Source organism: Peptoniphilus rhinitidis 1-13, from assembly GCF_000246925.1.
GTDB lineage: Bacteria > Bacillota > Clostridia > Tissierellales > Peptoniphilaceae > Peptoniphilus_A > Peptoniphilus_A lacydonensis.
In genome coordinates, this window is sequence record NZ_BAEW01000021.1 from 1 (window position 1) to 17,936 (window position 17,936).

A 17,936-nucleotide genomic window follows, 5' to 3' on the forward strand; every position below is an offset into this window, starting at 1 on the left:
ACGTACTGTGTGCTTATTCTACTACACTTTTAAAAATTTTTAAAGATATTTTATAACAATTTTGTATATTTTATAAATTTCTTATATTCCATAAAGAAAATTATATAAATAAATTAAATCTTAAAACAATTACTACAGTTTTATTTTTACCCTTTTAATCAAAAGTTATAGCATAAAATTTATAATAATTATTATAAACTATTTAATTTTAAAAAATCATATAAAGAAATTATTTTCTTAAAATTTATTATAACAATATATTCTCTTAAAAATTTATTTTACATTTTATAATTATAACACCTTATTCTTTCAATTCAATTGTATTTAATAAAAATAAATATTAACTTAAAAAGAGCACCTACCATAGTAGATGCTTTTAAAAAAATTTTAATATTTATAGAATCCTTCACCAGTTTTTCTTCCAAGAAGTCCAGCTCTAACCATTTTCTTAAGAAGTGGATGAGCTCTATATTTTGGATCTCCAAATTCAGTATAAAGAACTTCCATAATTGCAAGCACAACGTCAAGTCCAATTAAATCTCCAAGAGCTAGAGGACCCATTGGATGGTTTGCACCAAGTTTCATTGCTGTGTCAATATCTTCAACAGATGCAATTCCCTCTGCATAAATTCCAATTGCTTCATTGATCATTGGAATTAAAATTCTATTTACAACAAATCCTGGAGCTTCTTCTACTTCTACTGGAGTTTTTCCAATTTCCTTTGAAAGTTCCACAATTGTATTCTTAACTTCTGGATCAGTTTTCTTTCCTGAAATAACTTCTACAAGTTTCATTGCTGGAACTGGATTGAAGAAGTGCATTCCAATAACTTTTTCAGGTCTTTTTGTTGCTGCTCCAATATCTGTAATTGAAAGGGATGATGTGTTAGATGCAAGAATTGTTTTTTCTTCACAAGTTTCACAAAGTTCTGTGAAAATTGCTTTTTTAATCTTTGGATTCTCTGTTGCTGCTTCTATTATAAGGTCACAATCTGCAACATCTTTAATATCAGAAGATGTTGTCAAATTAGAAAGGGCTGTTTCCATTTCTTCTTTTGTCATTCTTTCTTTAGAAACATTTTTTTCATAACCTTTTTTTATTCTTTCCATAGCTTTTTCAAGAGCTTCTGGTGCAATATCTCTAACTATTACTTTATGATATGGTGCAAGTACTTGAGCAATTCCTGCTCCCATAGTACCTGATCCCACTACTGCTATTTTCATTTTTTTCACCTTATTCTCCTTTAAACTCAGTTTTTCCCTTATTTAAAAATGCCTTCATACCTTCTTTTTGGTCATTTGTTGCAAAGCATAGACCAAAGTGAGTTTTTTCGATTTGCATTGCTGTATCTATATCTGTTTGAGATCCATTAATAATTGATTGTTTAGCATACTCAACAGCTTTCGGTGCATTTTTCACAATTTTTTTTGCCATTTCAATGGATTTGTCAATTAGCTCATCAGGCTCATAGACTCTATTTACAAGACCAATTTCCAAAGCTTTTTGGGCATCAATAGTTTCTGTTGTATAAATTAATTCTTTAGCATATCCAGGTCCAATAGTTCTTGAAAGTCTTTGAGTTCCACCAAATCCTGGTGTAATTCCAAGTCCAACTTCTGGTTGTCCAAATTTTGCCTTTGTTGATGCAATTCTAATATCACAAGCTATGGAGATTTCACATCCTCCACCTAACGCAAACCCATTTACAGCTGCAATTACAGGAACTCTACACTTTTCTATTTCCATAAATGTATCCATTCCAAGTTTTGCAAAATCATAAGCTTCACTTGCAGAAAAGTTTGCCATTTCACTAATATCTGCACCAGCTACGAAGGATTTTCCTGCACCTGTCACGATTATACATCTGACATCATCATCTATGTGAGAAAAAAATTTGTGAAGTTCATTTAACATCTCAGAATTAAGTGCATTTAAACTTCTTTCTCTGTTTAAAGTTAATAGAACAATACCATCGGATTTTTTTTCTTCAATTAAAAATTTATATTCCATATTGAATTAGTCCCTTCCAACAACAAGGGCAGTTCCCATTCCTCCACCGATACAAAGTGTTGCAAGTCCTTTTTTGGCATCTCTCTTCTTCATTTCAAATAATAGTGTAGTTAAAATTCTAGCACCACTTGCTCCAATAGGGTGACCAATTGCAATAGCTCCACCATTTACATTTACTTTATCTATATCAAATCCCATAACTTGATTAACTGCACATGCTTGAGCTGCAAAAGCTTCGTTTGCTTCTATTAAATCAAGTTCATCAACTGTAAGTCCAGCAATTTCAAGAGCCTTAGTTGATGATGGAATAGGCCCAGTTCCCATTACTTTAGGATCAACACCTGCTGTTGCATAAGAAATAATATATGCAAGAGGTTCTACACCAAGTTCCTTAGCTTTAGATTCTTTCATTAGTACAAGCATCGCTGCACCGTCATTTATACCTGATGCATTTCCTGCTGTAACTGTACCGCCATCTTTTTTAAATGCAGGTCTTAGTTTTGCAAGACTTTCTGGTGTAACACCATCTCTAATAAATTCGTCTGTGTCGTATACAGTTACATTTCCCTTTCTATCTTTTACTTCTACTGGAACAATTTCGTCCTTAAATCTTCCTTCTTTTTTTGCTCTTTCAGCATTATTTTGTGATCTTGCTGCAAGTTCATCTTGCATTTCTCTAGTAATTCCATATTTTTCAGCTACATTTTCAGCTGTAATACCCATGTGGTAATCGTTAAAGGCATCCCAAAGTCCATCATTAATCATTGTATCAACAACTTTTTTGTCACCCATTCTTGCTCCCCATCTTTCGTTAGTAAGAGCATAAGGTGCCATTGACATTGATTCAGTACCACCAGCAAGAACAATTTCTGCATCTCCAGCTTTAATAACTTGAGCTGCTAAACTTACTGCACGAAGTCCAGATCCACATACGACATTAATAGTAACTGCTGGAGTTTTGATGTCAATTCCTGCACCAAGAACAACTTGTCTTGCAACATTTTGTCCTTGCGCTGCTTGAAGAACATTACCAATGTAAGCTTCATCAACCATGTCAGGTTTTACATTTGCTCTTTTTAAAGCTTCTTTTACTGCAACTACTCCAAGATCTACTGCTGAAGTATTTTTAAATTGACCTCCAAAACTTCCCACTGCTGTTCTTGCCGCTGATGCTATAACAATTCTATCTTCCATTTTTTTCCTCCTTATTAATCGCGTGGTGGCATTACAGTTGCCACTCCGTCTAAAACAATTTCTCCCTTTTGATTTGTACAAGTTGTCTTGAGTTTTAAAATTTTATCTTTAATTATCTCAACTGCTTCAACTTTAGCTGTGATTGTGTCCCCAAAATAAACAGGCTTAGTAAACTTCATCTCTTGACCCATATAAATAGTTCCAGGACCAGGAAGTTTCATTCCAAGAACTGCAGAAACAAGTCCTGCTGTTAGCATTCCATGTGCAATTCTAGTTTTAAAATTTCCCTTTCCAGCTTCAACTTCATTAACATGGGCAGGATTTAAATCGCCTGTTATTCCAGCATAAAGATATACATCCGTTTCAGAAATCGTCTTTGTAAATTCGGCAGTATCGCCAATTTTAATTTCCTTAATAGTTTTTCCCATAGATATACCTCCTAAAACCTCTTATTAAAAATATACCCATAATTTAGTGAGATAAATAAATATTTTAATTTAATTCATACCTTCTAAAATATCAACAATTTTTGTCGCAGCATGACCATCGCCATATGGATTTACAGCTTTTGCCATTTGATCATATAATTTTTTATCATCAAGTAATTTTATTATATTTTCATATACATTTTTTGAATCAGTTCCTACAAGCTTAGCTGTTTTCGCTTTTACACCTTCCATCCTTTCTGTTTCATTTCTAAGAACCAAAACAGGCTTTCCTAGCGCTGGAGCTTCTTCTTGAACTCCTCCAGAATCTGTAACTACAAATTTTACTCTAGACATTAAATTTGAAAAAGGCATATATGAAAGAGGTTCTATCATATGAACTCTGTCCAAATCAGAAAAATATTTCTTAGCAGTATTTCTCACAATTGGATTTAAATGAATTGGAAATACAACTTCAAGATTTTCTCTTTCTAAAACAACACGCCTTATTGAAGAAAAAATATTTTCCATTGGTTCTCCCCAATTTTCCCTCCTATGTGCAGTTAAAAGTACTACATCTTTATTATAATCTAAATTATTCAAAATTTCATCGTCAAATACAAAATCTTCTTTAACAGAATACTTCAGTGCATCGATTACAGTATTCCCTGTGATAAAAATATTCTTTTCATCATAGCCTTCTCGAAGTAAATTTTCTTTGTTTGAATTAGTTGGCGCAAAGTGATAATTTGCAATTACACCTGTAAGTTTTCTATTTGCCTCTTCTGGATAAGGTGAATATAAATTCCCAGACCTAAGCCCAGCTTCCACATGCCCAATTTTAATTTTTTTATAAAAAGCTGCAAGTGCTGCTGCAAAAACTGTAGTGGTATCTCCTTGCACAAGTAAAATATCTGGCTTCAATTCATCTAATATTTTTTCAAGACCCTGTAATGTTTTTGTAGTCACATCTGTAAGTGATTGACCCTTTTTAAAAATATTTAAATCATAATCTGGCTTTATGTCAAAAATTTCAAGAACTTGATCTAACATTTCTCTATGCTGACCTGTGACGCAGGTATAACTTTCAATATTGTTTCTCTTTTCAATTTCCTTTATAATTGGTGCCATCTTTATTCCTTCAGGCCTTGTACCAAATACAAATAATACCTTCAATCTACTCCTCCTTGTTTTTTAACATTCCCGCTGCTACTCCAGTTAATAATATTATTACAATAACAGCTATTGAAATAATAAGACCAATTGATGACTGGAATTTTGAAATTACATTTGCAAGTATTCCAAAAATTGCAGATATAGAATATAAAATGACAACAGTTTGTCTTTGATTTAGACCCATATTTAAAAGTCTGTGATGAAGATGGCCCTTGTCCGCTTCAACCATAGACTTTCCAGATAATTTACGTCTTAGCATTGCAAATGCTGTGTCAAAAACTGGGACTCCTAAAATTAAAACTGGGACAAATATTGTAAGTATGGCAGCTTGTTTTAAAAAACCTGAAATACTTATATATGAAAGCATAAAGCCAAGATATAATGCTCCAGTATCTCCCATAAAAATTTTTGCAGGATTAAAATTAAAAGGCAAAAATCCAAGACAAGCTCCTGCAACAAGTGCACAAACTAAACTAACATTTACTCTTCCCATTTCATAAGTTATAAAAAACATAGAAATCGCACAAATCATAGATACTCCCGATGCAAGCCCATCAAGGCCATCTATTAAATTAATAGTATTGGTAATTCCACAAACCCAAAATATGGTGACAGGAATTGACAAAATATTTAATATAAAAAGTGCATCATGTGAGTCAAAGGGATTTGTAAAAAATTCTATCTTTATTCCACCAATTATAAGTAATATTGCTGCAATTATTTGAAATACAAATTTTAGTTTTGGACTTAGATCATGCTTATCGTCATAAAGACCTGAGAATGCAATTAAAAGAGAACTTAAAATTGTCATAACAAGTGCCTTTGTCAAAGGTAAAAATACAATCATCAAAATTGTCACAGTTATTACCATGGCAATTCCACCGCCAACTGGAATTGGCTTTTTGTGAACTCTTCTTGTATCCTTTGGCACATCTATAAAACCCCATTTTTTTGCAAGTTTTATGGTTAAGGGCATTTGAACAAATGTCAAGGCAAATGCTGCAAAAAAAGGAATTAAAAATTTATACATATTAACCTCTTACTTCGTTCCAAATAATCTATCTCCTGCATCTCCAAGTCCAGGAACAATGTATCCATCTTCATTTAACTTTTCATCTAATGCTGCAATATAAATATGAACATCTGGATGAGCTTCTTCAACTGCTTTTAATCCTTCAGGTGCTGCTAATAGATTTATAGCTTTAATATTTGTAGCTCCATTTCTCTTGAGTTCATCAATTGCTTCTATAAGTGATCCGCCTGTTGCAAGCATTGGGTCAACTATAATCATAAGTCTTGAAGAAATATCTTTTGGAAGTTTTGAATAATAAGTTACTGGTTTTAAAGTTTCTGGATCTCTATACATTCCAATGTGCCCAACTCTTGCGGCTGGCACTATTGTAAGAAGACCTTCTACCATTCCAAGCCCTGCTCTTAATATTGGAACTATCCCAATTTTTTTACCCGAAATCATTTTTCCTGTCGCCTTTGCAATTGGAGTTTCTATTTCAATGTCTTCTGTTTCAAGATCTCTTGTGACTTCATAACCCATAAGAGTTGAAATTTCATTTACAACTTGTCTAAATTCCATAGAGCTAGTTTCTTTCTTCCTTATTATTGTCATTTTGTGATCAATAAGGGGATGATTTATTATAGTATGTGCCATATTATTCCTCCTCGATTTTTTTTACTCTACTTATATGTCTTCCACCTTCAAATTTCTCATTCAAAAAGGCTTCTACTATTTCAATTGCCATATCATGACCAATTAATCTTGCTCCCATTGCAAGCACATTTGCATCATTGTGACGTCTTGCAAGCTTTGCAGAATAAGGTTCAGAACAAAGTGCAGCTCTTATCCCCTTAACTTTATTAGAAGAGATTGAGATTCCAATTCCTGAACCGCATATAACTATTCCAAAATCAAGATTATTGTCAATTACTTCGTGACCTACTGCGTGACCATAGTCTGGGTAATCCACTCGCTTATCATCAAAAGGACCCATGTCAATTACTTCAATATTTTTTTCATCTAAATATTTTTTAATATCTTCTTTTAAATAAAAACCTGCATGATCAGAGCCTATTGCTATCTTCATTTTTCCCTCCTAAATTCTCATTACAACTTTCCCGCTGCACGCCTTGAGAAGTCTATTCATAATACTAAGTCCCATTCCTCTAAGCTCAAAGCCTTCAGCAAAAATTATGTCCACTTCTTCTTCATCACACTTTCTAAGTGCGTCAAAAAGATTTTGTGCAACTTCTTCCAGGTTTTCTCTAGATCCCAAATTTATGAGAAGCTTGACATCTAGATTTTTATACTCATCATAGCTTTCATCTGTTGCAAGTATTGCTATTTTTTTGTCTTTATTTTCCTCTACATTCTTTTTTATTTCAGTTATAACTTTATCAAGTCTTCCACCAAAACAAATTGCATCTGCTTTTGGAGCATAATGTCTATATTTTTGTCCTGGAGATTTTGGCACTTCGCCACTTTTTGAATCAATTGTGGCACTATCAATAGTTATATTCCTATCTATTTCTTGTAAATCTTCTAAAGTAATTTTTCCAGGTCTTAAAATCATTGGTGGATCAACTGTTACATCTAAAACAGTTGATTCAATTCCTACAACAGAATGACCTCCATCTACAATTATATCCACTCGTCCATTTAAATCTTCTATTACGTGTTCAACCTTTGTTGGAGATGGACGTCCAGATAAATTTGCAGAAGGTGCTGCCACTGGAAAATTAACTGATTTCAAAATTTCGTGTGCTATTTTATTACTTGGTTCTCTTATTGCAACTGTGGGAAGTCCACCTGTGGCTTCATCTGGAATTATTTCTGATCTTTTAAAAATAATAGTCAAAGGACCAGGCCAAAACTTATCAATACATTTCTTTGCAACTTCAGGAATTTCTGTTACTAAATCATCAAGTTGTGAATTCTCTGCAATATGTAATATAAGTGGATTGTCACTTGGTCTACCCTTTGCCTCATAAATTTTTTTGCAAGTTCTCTTATTTAAACCATTTCCTCCAAGTCCATACACAGTTTCAGTTGGAAGAACAACAAGACCGCCTTCCCTTAAAGTTTTACTTATCTTTTTTAAATAAACTTTATCTTTTTCCTTTCCTTTAAACTTAATTATATCTGTTTTCAAAAAAAACACCTCTATCCCTAACATTATATCAAGAACAAAAGTGTTTTTTAATAGTTAATCCTTATTTAATTTATTATGGTGTATAATTTTATAATCTTTAATACTTTCTTTAAATTATTTTAAAACTTTTCGCAAATTCCATACTTCAAAATTCTAATTTCATCTAATCATTTATTCTGTAATATTCATACTTTTTATAATCTTCGTACAAATCTTTAGTTTTGCCATCTACGTTTAGTCTTGAATAAGTATTTTCTCCATCAAAAATAAAATTTCTAGAAATAATTGGAAGTTCCTTTCTAAGTTCTGAATTATACATAAAGAAATTGTCCACTTTGTTGTAACCCAACATATCCAAAATAATAGAAGACAAGTAATTTGCAGAAATAGCATTTCCATCTCTTACTTCAACATTTTCTCTATTTAAAAACTCTCTTCCCCTTTCATTTGCAACAACTACATAGGGAGTTGAGTAAAATTCAATTTCTTTTGCCAAATCATCATGACTCAAATTTATTCCAATTTCATCAAAGGCACTAGGTTCATTCCCAAGTCCTGGCAAATGATCTCCATAAAATACCATAATAGTAGGTTCGTCAAAATTCATCATCATATCATAGACTTCACCAATCATTGTGTCCATGTCCTTTACACCCAAGAAGTAGGATCCAAAATTATTTGCAGCTTCTTCTGTCAAATTTACATCACAACTATATGGTAAATTTTCTCCATACTTGTCATAAAAATATGGCCCATGATTTTGAATGTCAACTGCATAACTTAAAATTGGCTCATCAGAATTCTTTGCCTTTTCCAAAAATCTTTCTCTATAAATTTCTGAGAATTGTTTTTCAGACACATATCCACCCTTCATATCAGGCTTTTCTATATCTTCATAAAAATAATTATCGTCAAGACCAATCTTTGGATAGACATCTTGTCTTCCATAAAACCAAGCATAGCCTGGGTGAAATCCATAAGTCTTATATCCAATTGTCTTTAAGAGGTTTGGCATTGATTTTATATCTCTCTTTATCGCATTAAAAGAAAAACTTTCATCTGGTGCACAATCAACTGTTAAAGTTCCTGTCAAAACATCAAACTCCGTATCGCCAGTACCTCCTCCAAAGGAAGGAGTGACAATTCTTCCATGGATTATAGAATTTTCCTTTAATTTCTTAAAATTATAATTTGGATCATTCCCTTTGCTAAAGGAAAAATGTTGATTTTCAGATAAATCTGTAAAGGCTTCTCCCATTATCCAAATAATATTTGGCCTTTCATTGTATTTTATTACAGAAATTTCTTCTCCATGACTAACTTTGTCCCTCTTTTCCATTTCTTTTTTATCATAACCCTCTGGAGCTCTCACAAAGGATTTTTTTAAATTAAATAAAAAAGTATAATTAAATCCCTTAGAATTAAAATGATCAATTAAATTATAAGTGTTTCCATTTAATGGTAAAGAGTTGTAAATAGCATCTTTTGAATACACAAAATTAAAGAGTAACCCACAAGCTATAACAACAGAAAAAATGGAAATAATTCTGTCTTTTATTCTCAATTTATCATCCATAAAAAATTTAGTAACAGTCATGACCAAAACCAAAACAATCACAAATATAAAAATAGAGTATTTATCTGGAAAATAAGAATTTTTTGACATAGTAGCAGCTTCAAGTCCAAGACTAATATCCGAAACTCTAAAGGGTGCATTTCTATATATTACTTTCGTCCTATGTACAGTGTAGAGTATTAAATAAAAAACCGTATTAAATATCATCGAAAATCTTCGCTTTCCAAAAAGACCTTGAAAAAATATCCCCATTAAAAAAATTGGAATAAAGTTTAAAATTAATACTAAAACATTTTTTTGAATTTTATTTGAAAATCCCGAATTATCAGGAGCTAATAAAAGCATTGTAAAAGTCAATATCAAAGCGAGCACAATATGTGAAATAAAATCAACTTTATTAAAGCTCCTCCTCTTATTATTTTTATTCCTTTTAAACATACAATCACCTTCCAGAAATCCATTATATAATAATTTGTAAATTTTTGGAAAAGTTTTTGTAAATTTATTCATTAAATATTTTACAATCCATATATTTAATTTTAATTAAAATAATTTATCGCAAAATAAAAAGCCCCTATGAGGCTTTTAAATTTTTGGCAAAGTGTCCTTTATAGTTCTTATAGACTTATTCCACTTAACATTTTCTTCTTCATTTAATTTTAGTTCATAATCGCCAAGAACTCCTTCTCGTCCAACAATTGTTGGGTGTCCAATATAACATCCGTCTTTTTTAGAATAAGAAGATACTGGTAAGATGGTTCTGGAATCTTGAAATATTGACTCAATTACAATTGAAGTCGAATTTGCAATTCCATAAGAAGTATATCCCTTGGCTTTTATAGTTTCAAAAGCACGTATTTTAGTTTCTTCTTCAATTTCATCGCAAACATTTTTATCAAAAATTTCAAGAATTGGTTTTGTGGCAATTGACACACTTGACCATGCAACAAATTGACTATTGCCATGTTCTGCTATAACATAGCCGTCAACAGAATTTGGATCAATATTTAGTTTTCTTGCCACAGAATTTTTCATCCTAGCCGTATCCAAAATAGTTCCCGTTCCAATTACTCTTTCTCTAGGAATGCCAGAAAGTTTTTGCAAATACTCTGCTATCACATCACAAGGGTTTGTTATACTCACAATTATTCCCTTAAAATTAGAATCTTTTATTTTCTTTCCCCATTCTTCTGCACAAGTTTTTGTATATTCAAACTCCTTTAATCTATCATCATTTTTTTGCAAAATGGAAATATCTCCTGGAGCAAAAACTATAATATCTGACTCATCTAGATCTTTCAGATCTCCAGCAACTATATTTATATGCCCATTTCTTCTAACAAATCCATCAGACAAATCACTTACTTCAGCTTCTGCAAGACCTTCTTTTTTGTCAAATAAAAAGAGAGTGTCACAAAGAGATCTTTCAACTATTGTATGTGCAACAGTAGCACCAACATTTCCCAAGCCTATTATAGAAACTTTTCTCATTTTTCCTCCTATTTTTTAATACATCTTGTATAAATTTTATTATCACTTTAAAATTTCTTCTATATGTTATCTATAAAACAAAACTACAAATTTTTCACCTGTAAAAATCTACATTAAATATTTTATAAAAGATTTTTAAGAAAATCAAAACTTTTTATAAAACAAAAAAGACTGCCTATAAGCAGTCCCTTTGTTCTCTTAAAGAGTGAAGATTGGTATAATTTTATTATTAATCTTAGGAGTTAGTTATGGGGTGTCCCAAAATCAAATTTTTGTTAAATGACATTAACTATCATTAACTGTTTTTATTATAATATATGTTTTTTTATTTGTAAAGAGTTTTTGATAAAATTTATCAAAATTTTTATATTTTAATCAAATCTAAAATCCATTTTCAAACTCTTGTCTAAATCTATTGAAAAGTTCTTGTTCTTGTTGTCTTCTTTGTTGTTGTTCCTTTGCTCTTTCTTGTTCTTGAGTTTCAATATCTTTTTGAGCTTCTTTGTCGTTTTCTATTGAATAATCTGTAAAGGTAATATCAGTAGACTCTTCTTTTCCCTTTCTCAAGTAACTTATGTTAACAGTATCGCCCACCTGATACTTATATAAAATTGATTTAAGAGCATTGTTGTCTGTTACTTGATCCTTTCCGATTCTTGTAACTATATCTCCTGCTTTAAGTCCCGCCTTTGCTGCTGGTGAGCCATTATAAACTTTATAAACAAAGATTCCTTTTTCTGTTCCAACTTTGCCATTAAACACTTGAGAAGCTGCATCTAAATTCATTGTCAACATTCCAATAGACATTTCTTTGTAGTCCCCAGTTTCAATAACTTGTTTTACAACTGGCTTTATAAAATTAATTGGAATAGAAAATCCAAGCCCCTCTGCTGATTGAACTTTTACTGTATTAATACCTATTACTTCTCCTTCAGCATTTAAAAGTGGTCCACCAGAATTTCCTCCGTTGATTGAAGCATCTGTTTGAATAAGCCCAGTCATATAGCCTCCGCCACTTACTGCCCCAACATATCTATCAAGACCAGAAATAATGCCTTGAGTTACAGTTTGTGAAAATTGAAGTGAAATCGGATTACCTATTGCTATTGCTGTATCTCCAATTTCAAGTGAATCAGAATCTCCTAAGGTTGCAACATTTAATTTTTCATTTGTGTCTATTTTTACAATTGCAAGGTCAATCATATCATCTGCCCAAATTGTCTTACCTTGAATGTCTTTTTCATTGTTAAGTCTAACCGTAACATCTTTTACAACTTGATTATTTAATTTAACAACATGAGCATTAGTCAAAATGTATCCCTTTGAATCGACAATTACACCAGATCCAACACCTTGCACTTCAACTTGCCCAAAAAAAGATTGTTGTACCCCTTTTGTAGTAATTCCCACTACAGAAGACATTGATTTCTTGGCAACAGCAGATGCAACACTTACATTATCTTTTGCAGAAATTGTAATATTAGAATTATTTCCACTATCACTAGAAGAAGAACTCTTTTGTGGAATCATTTTGTAACTTGTGATACAAGATCCTATAATTCCTCCAATCATAGAAAAAATAATTGCAATAAGAATTATAATCTTGCCTTCTCCTTTATTCTTTTTATTTATTTTTTTTATCTCATCTTTATCCATAATCTTCCTCCTAACAATTTTATATTCAATTAAATCTTAATTCAGTTTTGTGAAAGATTGATGATTAATTATAAAAATTTTTGATAAAAAAATATCTGTCAGGTATCCCCAACAGATATTAAAATTAATTTCTAAAAAACTGAAACGTAAGCATCTTTTTTATCTAATATCAACATATTTCCAGGTGCATGAGTAATCATAATTTCTGGTTTAGATGCCATTGCCACTGCTTGAGGTGTTACTCCACAAGCCCAAAATACTGGAACTTCCCCTTCTTTTATTTCACTTCTTTCACCAAAATCTGGCTTGTCAATATCTTTTATTCCAATAACAGATGGATCTCCTATATGAATTGGTGCACCATGCGTTGCAGGGAATCTTGCGGTTACAGTTGTAGCCTTTACAATATCTTTGTAAGGAATAGGCCTCATTGAAACAACTGTATTCCCATGAAACATTCCAGCAGGTTCTGTTTCTATATTTGTAATATACATTGGAACATTGTGTTCATCTTCAATATGTCTAACAGGCACATCTGCCTCAAGCATTGCCTTTTCGAAAGAAAAAGAACATCCAATTACAAAAGTCACGAAATCATCTTGCCACACGTCTTTTAAATCCTTAACTTCTTCTACAAATTCTCCATTTTTATAAATCCTATATCTTGGCACATCCGTTCTAATGTCAGCTCTATCAGCCATGATTTTTGTAATAGGACTTCCTTCATCTAAAACTTCAAGAATTGGACAAGGCTTTGGATTTCTTTGAGTAAATAATAAAAAGTCATAAGCGTATTTTTTAGGAAGAATTGCAAGATTTGCTTGCAAATATCCTTCACTCATTCCAGATGTTGGAAGATCAACTTCACCTTTTCTTATGAGATATCTTACATCTTTTGGATGCATCTTTGCAAGTTCACTTAATTTCATATTACAGACTCCTTCTTTATCTTTTCAAATTTATTTTTATAATCAACTGCAAGTCTTTGAGCTTCTTCAATACTAACTTCCTCAAATAAAACTTTGTCCAAAAAAGACATTTGTGCAAGTTTATAAAGATCAGCCGTTATTACATTTCCAATTTTTGTATAACCACCAGTTGTTTGTCTATCTGCCACTAATATAATTGGTTGTCCATTTGCAGGAACTTGTATTGAACCAAAATTTGTTCCATCAGAAATAATATCTGCAGTTTCTTTGTGCTCTATTGCAGACCCCTTAAGTCTAATTCCCATTCTGTCAAAATCTTTTGTAACTTGATATCCACCAGATCTAAACAAATCGTGTATTCCCTTTTCTGTGAAATAATCATCTTGAGGTCCAAGAACTACTCTCAAAATATTGCAGTGAGAAAATTTTGGAAGATACATATCAGGAATTTTTCTCATAGTTTTATCTTTTGACTTCTTAATGTTAAGTTCATCCTTAGGTTTTAATACTCTACCACTCATTCCACCCATCTTTGTCTTTATGTGAGTTGATTTAGAACCATTTACAACAGGAACGTCAATAGAACCTCCAAATGAAATATATCCCCTTACACCTTCATTAACTTTTCCAAATTGAAGAGTGTCACCTGATTTTACTTTTATAGTTTCAAACATTGGAGCAACTTCACCATTTATCTTTGGATTCATATCACTTCCTGTTATTGCAATTGTAAGTTCTTCATTAAATTTAAATGTAGGTCCAAAATAAGTCATCTCAAGCACAGCTTCATCTAGATTATTTCCAACTAAAATATTTGCAAGTCTATAATTGTAATCATCCATGACACCTGATGTTGGAATCCCTAGTTCTTGATAGCCATATCTGCCACTATCTTGAATCGTTGTGAGAATCCCACCATTTATTACATCAATACTACTCATGAAGCTCACCTCTCTTTACTCTTTTTATTGAAACTTTGTAAGAATCATTTGCAACTTCTTTTTCTATTTCGTCATATTCTTTTCGATCAATCGGCACATATCTAATATAATCCCCTGCTTGAATAAAGACTGGTGGTTCCTTAGTATCATCAAAAAGTTTAAGTGGAGTTCTTCCTATTAATTGCCATCCTCCAGGTGATTCAAGTGGATACATCCCAGTTTGATTTGCTGCAATTCCAACAGAACCTGGCTCAATTTTAATCCTTGGGCTTTTTAGTCTTGGAGTTGCAATCCTTTCATCAAGGCCTCCAAGATAAGTAAATCCTGGAATAAATCCCATCATATAAACTAAATAATCTGTACCAGAATGAATCTTTATAACTTCATCTTTTGATAATTTTGCATTTTCCGCTACAAAGTCAATATCTGGTCCATACTCACCACCATAAAGTGTAGGAATTTCAATTAACCTAACTTCATCACTTTGTTTACTTGAATCAGCTTTGCTAAGTCCCTTTAGAATGTCAGTCATCTCACCATAAGAAATCTTTACAGGATCATAATTAATTAAAATAGACCTGTAAGTTGGCAAAATATCTAATACTCCATCAATCTCTTTATTTTTTAAATTTCCCACAACTGTTGCGATTTTTGAATTTATTTCTTTTTCAATTGTATCGCCAAATTCCATTACTATTGCAGAATCTCCAGCAGTTAAAAATTTTATTTTATCATACATTTTTTACTCCTAAGTATTACTTAATTATATTAGTTATTAAAGTTTGAACTCCCATAAATGCAGTAACTGCAACAACAATCCATCCGAGTACAAAAAGTACCTTTGAGTGAACATAATCACCAACAATTTTTTTCTTTTGAGATGCAACTAAAATTACTGCAAGTGTAATTGGAAGTATAAATCCATTTAATGTTCCCACTACTACAAGTAAAGTTTGTGGTTTTCCAATTAGTATAAATAAAATTGTAGAAATTACAATAAATAAAATAGTAACCATATTTTCATGTTCTTCTACAAATTTAAATAATGTTTTCAAGAAAGATACTGATGTATAAGCAGCACCTACTACAGAAGTGAAGGCTGCTGCTGCAAATACAAATCCAAAAATTTTATATCCCACAACACCACTGGCAGCTAAAAAGGAAGATGCCGCAATATTATCAGGATCAATTTGTGCATTTGCCATTTTTGTAACCCCTAGAATTGCTAAGAAAAGAAGAACTCTCACAATAAAAGCAACAAGCATTCCTAATGAAGCTGATTTATTAACTTGAGATAGATTTTCTTCACCAGTAATTCCAGCATCAATAAGTCTGTGTCCACCTGAAAAAATAATATATCCACCAACAGTTCCACCAATTAAAGTAAGAGTTGGTTGAACTATACTTTTAAATCCTCCTACGGGTGCTACTGCAGTGTGAACAGCTTCTCCCACTGGAGGTTTTGTCTTAACTGCAACAAAAGCAATTAATATAATCATAAGAGCACCTAAAACTTGTGTAACTCTATCCATAATTGAACTTGCTTGTTTAGACGAGAAAAGGATAATACCTATAACTCCACCAATAGCTGCACCAATCTTTACATCAATACCAAAAATTACATTAAGGCCAAGTCCTGCTCCACCAATATTTCCAATATTAAATGCCAAACCACCAATTGCAACTAAAAGTGCAATTACATATCCAAGCCCTGGAAGTACATTGTTTGCAATATCTTGTCCTCTCATCTTAGAAACTGCAATAACTCTCCACACATTAAGTTGTGCTATGTATGAAAAAATTATTGAAATTAAAATTACTGCTGCAAAATCTGCCCCAATTTTAGTCGTAAATGTAGCGGTTTGCGTCATAAATCCTGGCCCAATAGCAGATGTTGCCATCAAGAACGCTGCCCCTAATAAGACAGATAAATTACTTTTATTTTTTTCCATTTTTATCTCCTTATTTTAAGAAACTAGTTAAAGGTTTCACTATAATCTCTTCAGCTTTTAATCCATCTCTAATATTTTTTACAAATTCAAGAGCTTCAGGATTATCACCATGAACACAAATTGAATCTGCCACAATATCAATTTCTTTGCCATCAGCTGTGACAACTTTATTTTCTTTAATCATTTTTACAACTCTTGGTATTGCTTTCTTTGGATCTTTTACAAAAGCTCCTGGAAGGGATCTATTTACAAGAGTTCCATCTTCGTTGTAGCCTCTATCAGCAAAAACCTCCTGAGCAACTCTAAGTCCTCTTCTCTTTCCTTCTTTTGCAATATAAGAACCACTAAGTACCATTAAAATTAAATTTTTATCATATTCTTCTACTGCATCTAAAATTGCATTTGCAAGTTTCTCATCATTGCAAGCAGTGTTATAAAATGCACCATGAAGTTTCATATGTTGAAGTTTTTTTCCATGAGCCTTGGCAAAAGCAGCAAGAGCTCCAACTTGGTAAAGCATATAAGCTTTAGCTTCTTCAGGTTTAACATCCATTTTTCTTCTTCCAAATCCCGTCAAATCAGGATATCCAGGATGAGCGCCAATTTCTACACCGTTTTCAGCCGCTGCAGCACAAGTAGCATCCATAATAAGTGGATCCCCTGCGTGATAACCACAAGCACAGTTAATACTTGTTACATATTTTATAATTTCTGAATCCATGCCCATTTTATAAGCACCAAAAGATTCCCCAATATCACTATTTAAATCTACAAAATATTCCATTTCTTCCTCCTGTTACATATAAATTATTGCAATAACGTAATTCAATTATATTAAAAAAATAAAAAACTTGCAAACATTATCACATTGGAAATACAAATTCTATTGTCGCAATTAAAAAGACTATGACCCTTATATTTCATAACCTCCGATATCTATTTATGTTATAGATTATATCCACAATAAAGATAAAATTTATATCAATATTTTTGTCGTTTTTAGTTTGTATATTTTGATCATAGATGTTGGTTTAAAACAAGCTTAAACAAAATGTACATTTGCAAGTTATGTCAATTATGAATACAATGCAAATATAATATTAATACTTCTTTTTCTAAAATTATCCAAGTTATAGATTTTTTTGCTTTAACGCTTCCTTGTAAATTCAATATTTGGCAAAAATTTTTCACTTAAATATATATCCCATCTATATAATCTTTTTCTATAATGAACGGAATTTTCACAAAAGTACCACATTTCTAAAACAGGGGCTCTTTATATTCCTAAAAGTTTCTTATAAAATTTTCCTTCTCTTAATAAACTTTCATGATTTCCTCTCTCAATTATTTTTCCATCTTGTAAAATAATAATCTCGTCTACAAAACCTACAATATTTAAAAATTTATGAGCAATTATAATT

Annotated in this window: 17 protein-coding genes; all 17 read right to left on the minus strand. The window is 31.7% G+C overall.

Annotation, left to right across the window (positions count from 1 at the left end):
• Positions 1–387 precede the first annotated feature (387 nt).
• Positions 388–1,224 (minus strand): 3-hydroxybutyryl-CoA dehydrogenase, encoded by an 837-nt coding sequence (locus RH95_RS08470; protein WP_010248130.1) that lies wholly within the window; start codon positions 1,222–1,224, stop codon positions 388–390.
• Between the two features lie 10 nt (positions 1,225–1,234).
• On the minus strand, positions 1,235–2,011 hold the full coding sequence (locus RH95_RS08475; RefSeq protein WP_010248133.1) for an enoyl-CoA hydratase-related protein: 777 nt from the start codon (positions 2,009–2,011) through the stop codon (positions 1,235–1,237).
• A gap of 6 nt (positions 2,012–2,017) precedes the next feature.
• Complete coding sequence (locus tag RH95_RS08480; protein ID WP_010248135.1) at positions 2,018–3,205, minus strand: acetyl-CoA C-acetyltransferase; 1,188 nt, start codon at positions 3,203–3,205, stop codon at positions 2,018–2,020.
• Between the two features lie 14 nt (positions 3,206–3,219).
• The gene (locus RH95_RS08485; protein WP_010248138.1) at positions 3,220–3,633 is read right to left on the minus strand and encodes a MaoC family dehydratase; all 414 of its coding nucleotides are present in this window, start codon (positions 3,631–3,633) and stop codon (positions 3,220–3,222) included.
• Positions 3,634–3,702: 69 nt separating this feature from the next.
• Positions 3,703–4,806, minus strand: a complete 1,104-nt coding sequence (gene wecB, locus RH95_RS08490; protein ID WP_010248141.1) for a non-hydrolyzing UDP-N-acetylglucosamine 2-epimerase — start codon at positions 4,804–4,806, stop codon at positions 3,703–3,705.
• 1 nt (position 4,807) lies between these two features.
• Entirely contained in the window at positions 4,808–5,836 is a 1,029-nt protein-coding gene (locus tag RH95_RS08495) for a glycosyltransferase family 4 protein (RefSeq protein WP_010248144.1), read from the minus strand.
• Between the two features lie 9 nt (positions 5,837–5,845).
• Entirely contained in the window at positions 5,846–6,472 is a 627-nt protein-coding gene (upp, locus tag RH95_RS08500; protein WP_010248147.1) for a uracil phosphoribosyltransferase, read from the minus strand.
• A gap of 1 nt (position 6,473) precedes the next feature.
• The gene (rpiB, locus tag RH95_RS08505; protein ID WP_010248150.1) at positions 6,474–6,905 is read right to left on the minus strand and encodes a ribose 5-phosphate isomerase B; all 432 of its coding nucleotides are present in this window, start codon (positions 6,903–6,905) and stop codon (positions 6,474–6,476) included.
• A gap of 9 nt (positions 6,906–6,914) precedes the next feature.
• Positions 6,915–7,970 carry an L-threonylcarbamoyladenylate synthase gene (locus RH95_RS08510; RefSeq protein WP_010248153.1) on the minus strand — a complete coding sequence of 352 codons (1,056 nt, stop codon included), beginning with the start codon at positions 7,968–7,970 and terminating at the stop codon, positions 6,915–6,917.
• A 163-nt stretch (positions 7,971–8,133) separates the two neighbouring features.
• Positions 8,134–9,984 (minus strand): LTA synthase family protein, encoded by a 1,851-nt coding sequence (locus tag RH95_RS08515; RefSeq protein ID WP_010248156.1) that lies wholly within the window; start codon positions 9,982–9,984, stop codon positions 8,134–8,136.
• A 147-nt stretch (positions 9,985–10,131) separates the two neighbouring features.
• Positions 10,132–11,037, minus strand: coding sequence for a lactate/malate family dehydrogenase (locus RH95_RS08520; RefSeq protein WP_010248159.1), 906 nt, complete (start codon positions 11,035–11,037; stop codon positions 10,132–10,134).
• Between the two features lie 381 nt (positions 11,038–11,418).
• The gene (locus RH95_RS08525) at positions 11,419–12,693 is read right to left on the minus strand and encodes a S1C family serine protease (protein WP_010248162.1); all 1,275 of its coding nucleotides are present in this window, start codon (positions 12,691–12,693) and stop codon (positions 11,419–11,421) included.
• A gap of 131 nt (positions 12,694–12,824) precedes the next feature.
• Positions 12,825–13,622: a putative hydro-lyase gene (locus RH95_RS08530; protein ID WP_010248165.1), complete on the minus strand. Its 798-nt coding sequence runs from the start codon at positions 13,620–13,622 to the stop codon at positions 12,825–12,827.
• Positions 13,619–14,563: a 5-oxoprolinase subunit C family protein gene (locus tag RH95_RS08535; protein ID WP_010248168.1), complete on the minus strand. Its 945-nt coding sequence runs from the start codon at positions 14,561–14,563 to the stop codon at positions 13,619–13,621. Before RH95_RS08535 ends, RH95_RS08530 begins: the two co-directional genes overlap by 4 nt.
• Positions 14,556–15,302 (minus strand): 5-oxoprolinase subunit PxpB, encoded by a 747-nt coding sequence (gene pxpB, locus RH95_RS08540; protein WP_010248171.1) that lies wholly within the window; start codon positions 15,300–15,302, stop codon positions 14,556–14,558. The genes RH95_RS08535 and pxpB overlap by 8 nt, the downstream gene beginning before the upstream one ends.
• A gap of 16 nt (positions 15,303–15,318) precedes the next feature.
• A complete protein-coding gene (locus RH95_RS08545) occupies positions 15,319–16,515 on the minus strand; it encodes an NRAMP family divalent metal transporter (RefSeq protein ID WP_010248173.1) in 1,197 nt (398 codons plus the stop codon).
• Between the two features lie 10 nt (positions 16,516–16,525).
• Positions 16,526–17,299: a 5-oxoprolinase subunit PxpA gene (locus RH95_RS08550; protein WP_010248176.1), complete on the minus strand. Its 774-nt coding sequence runs from the start codon at positions 17,297–17,299 to the stop codon at positions 16,526–16,528.
• Positions 17,300–17,936: the final 637 nt, after the last annotated feature.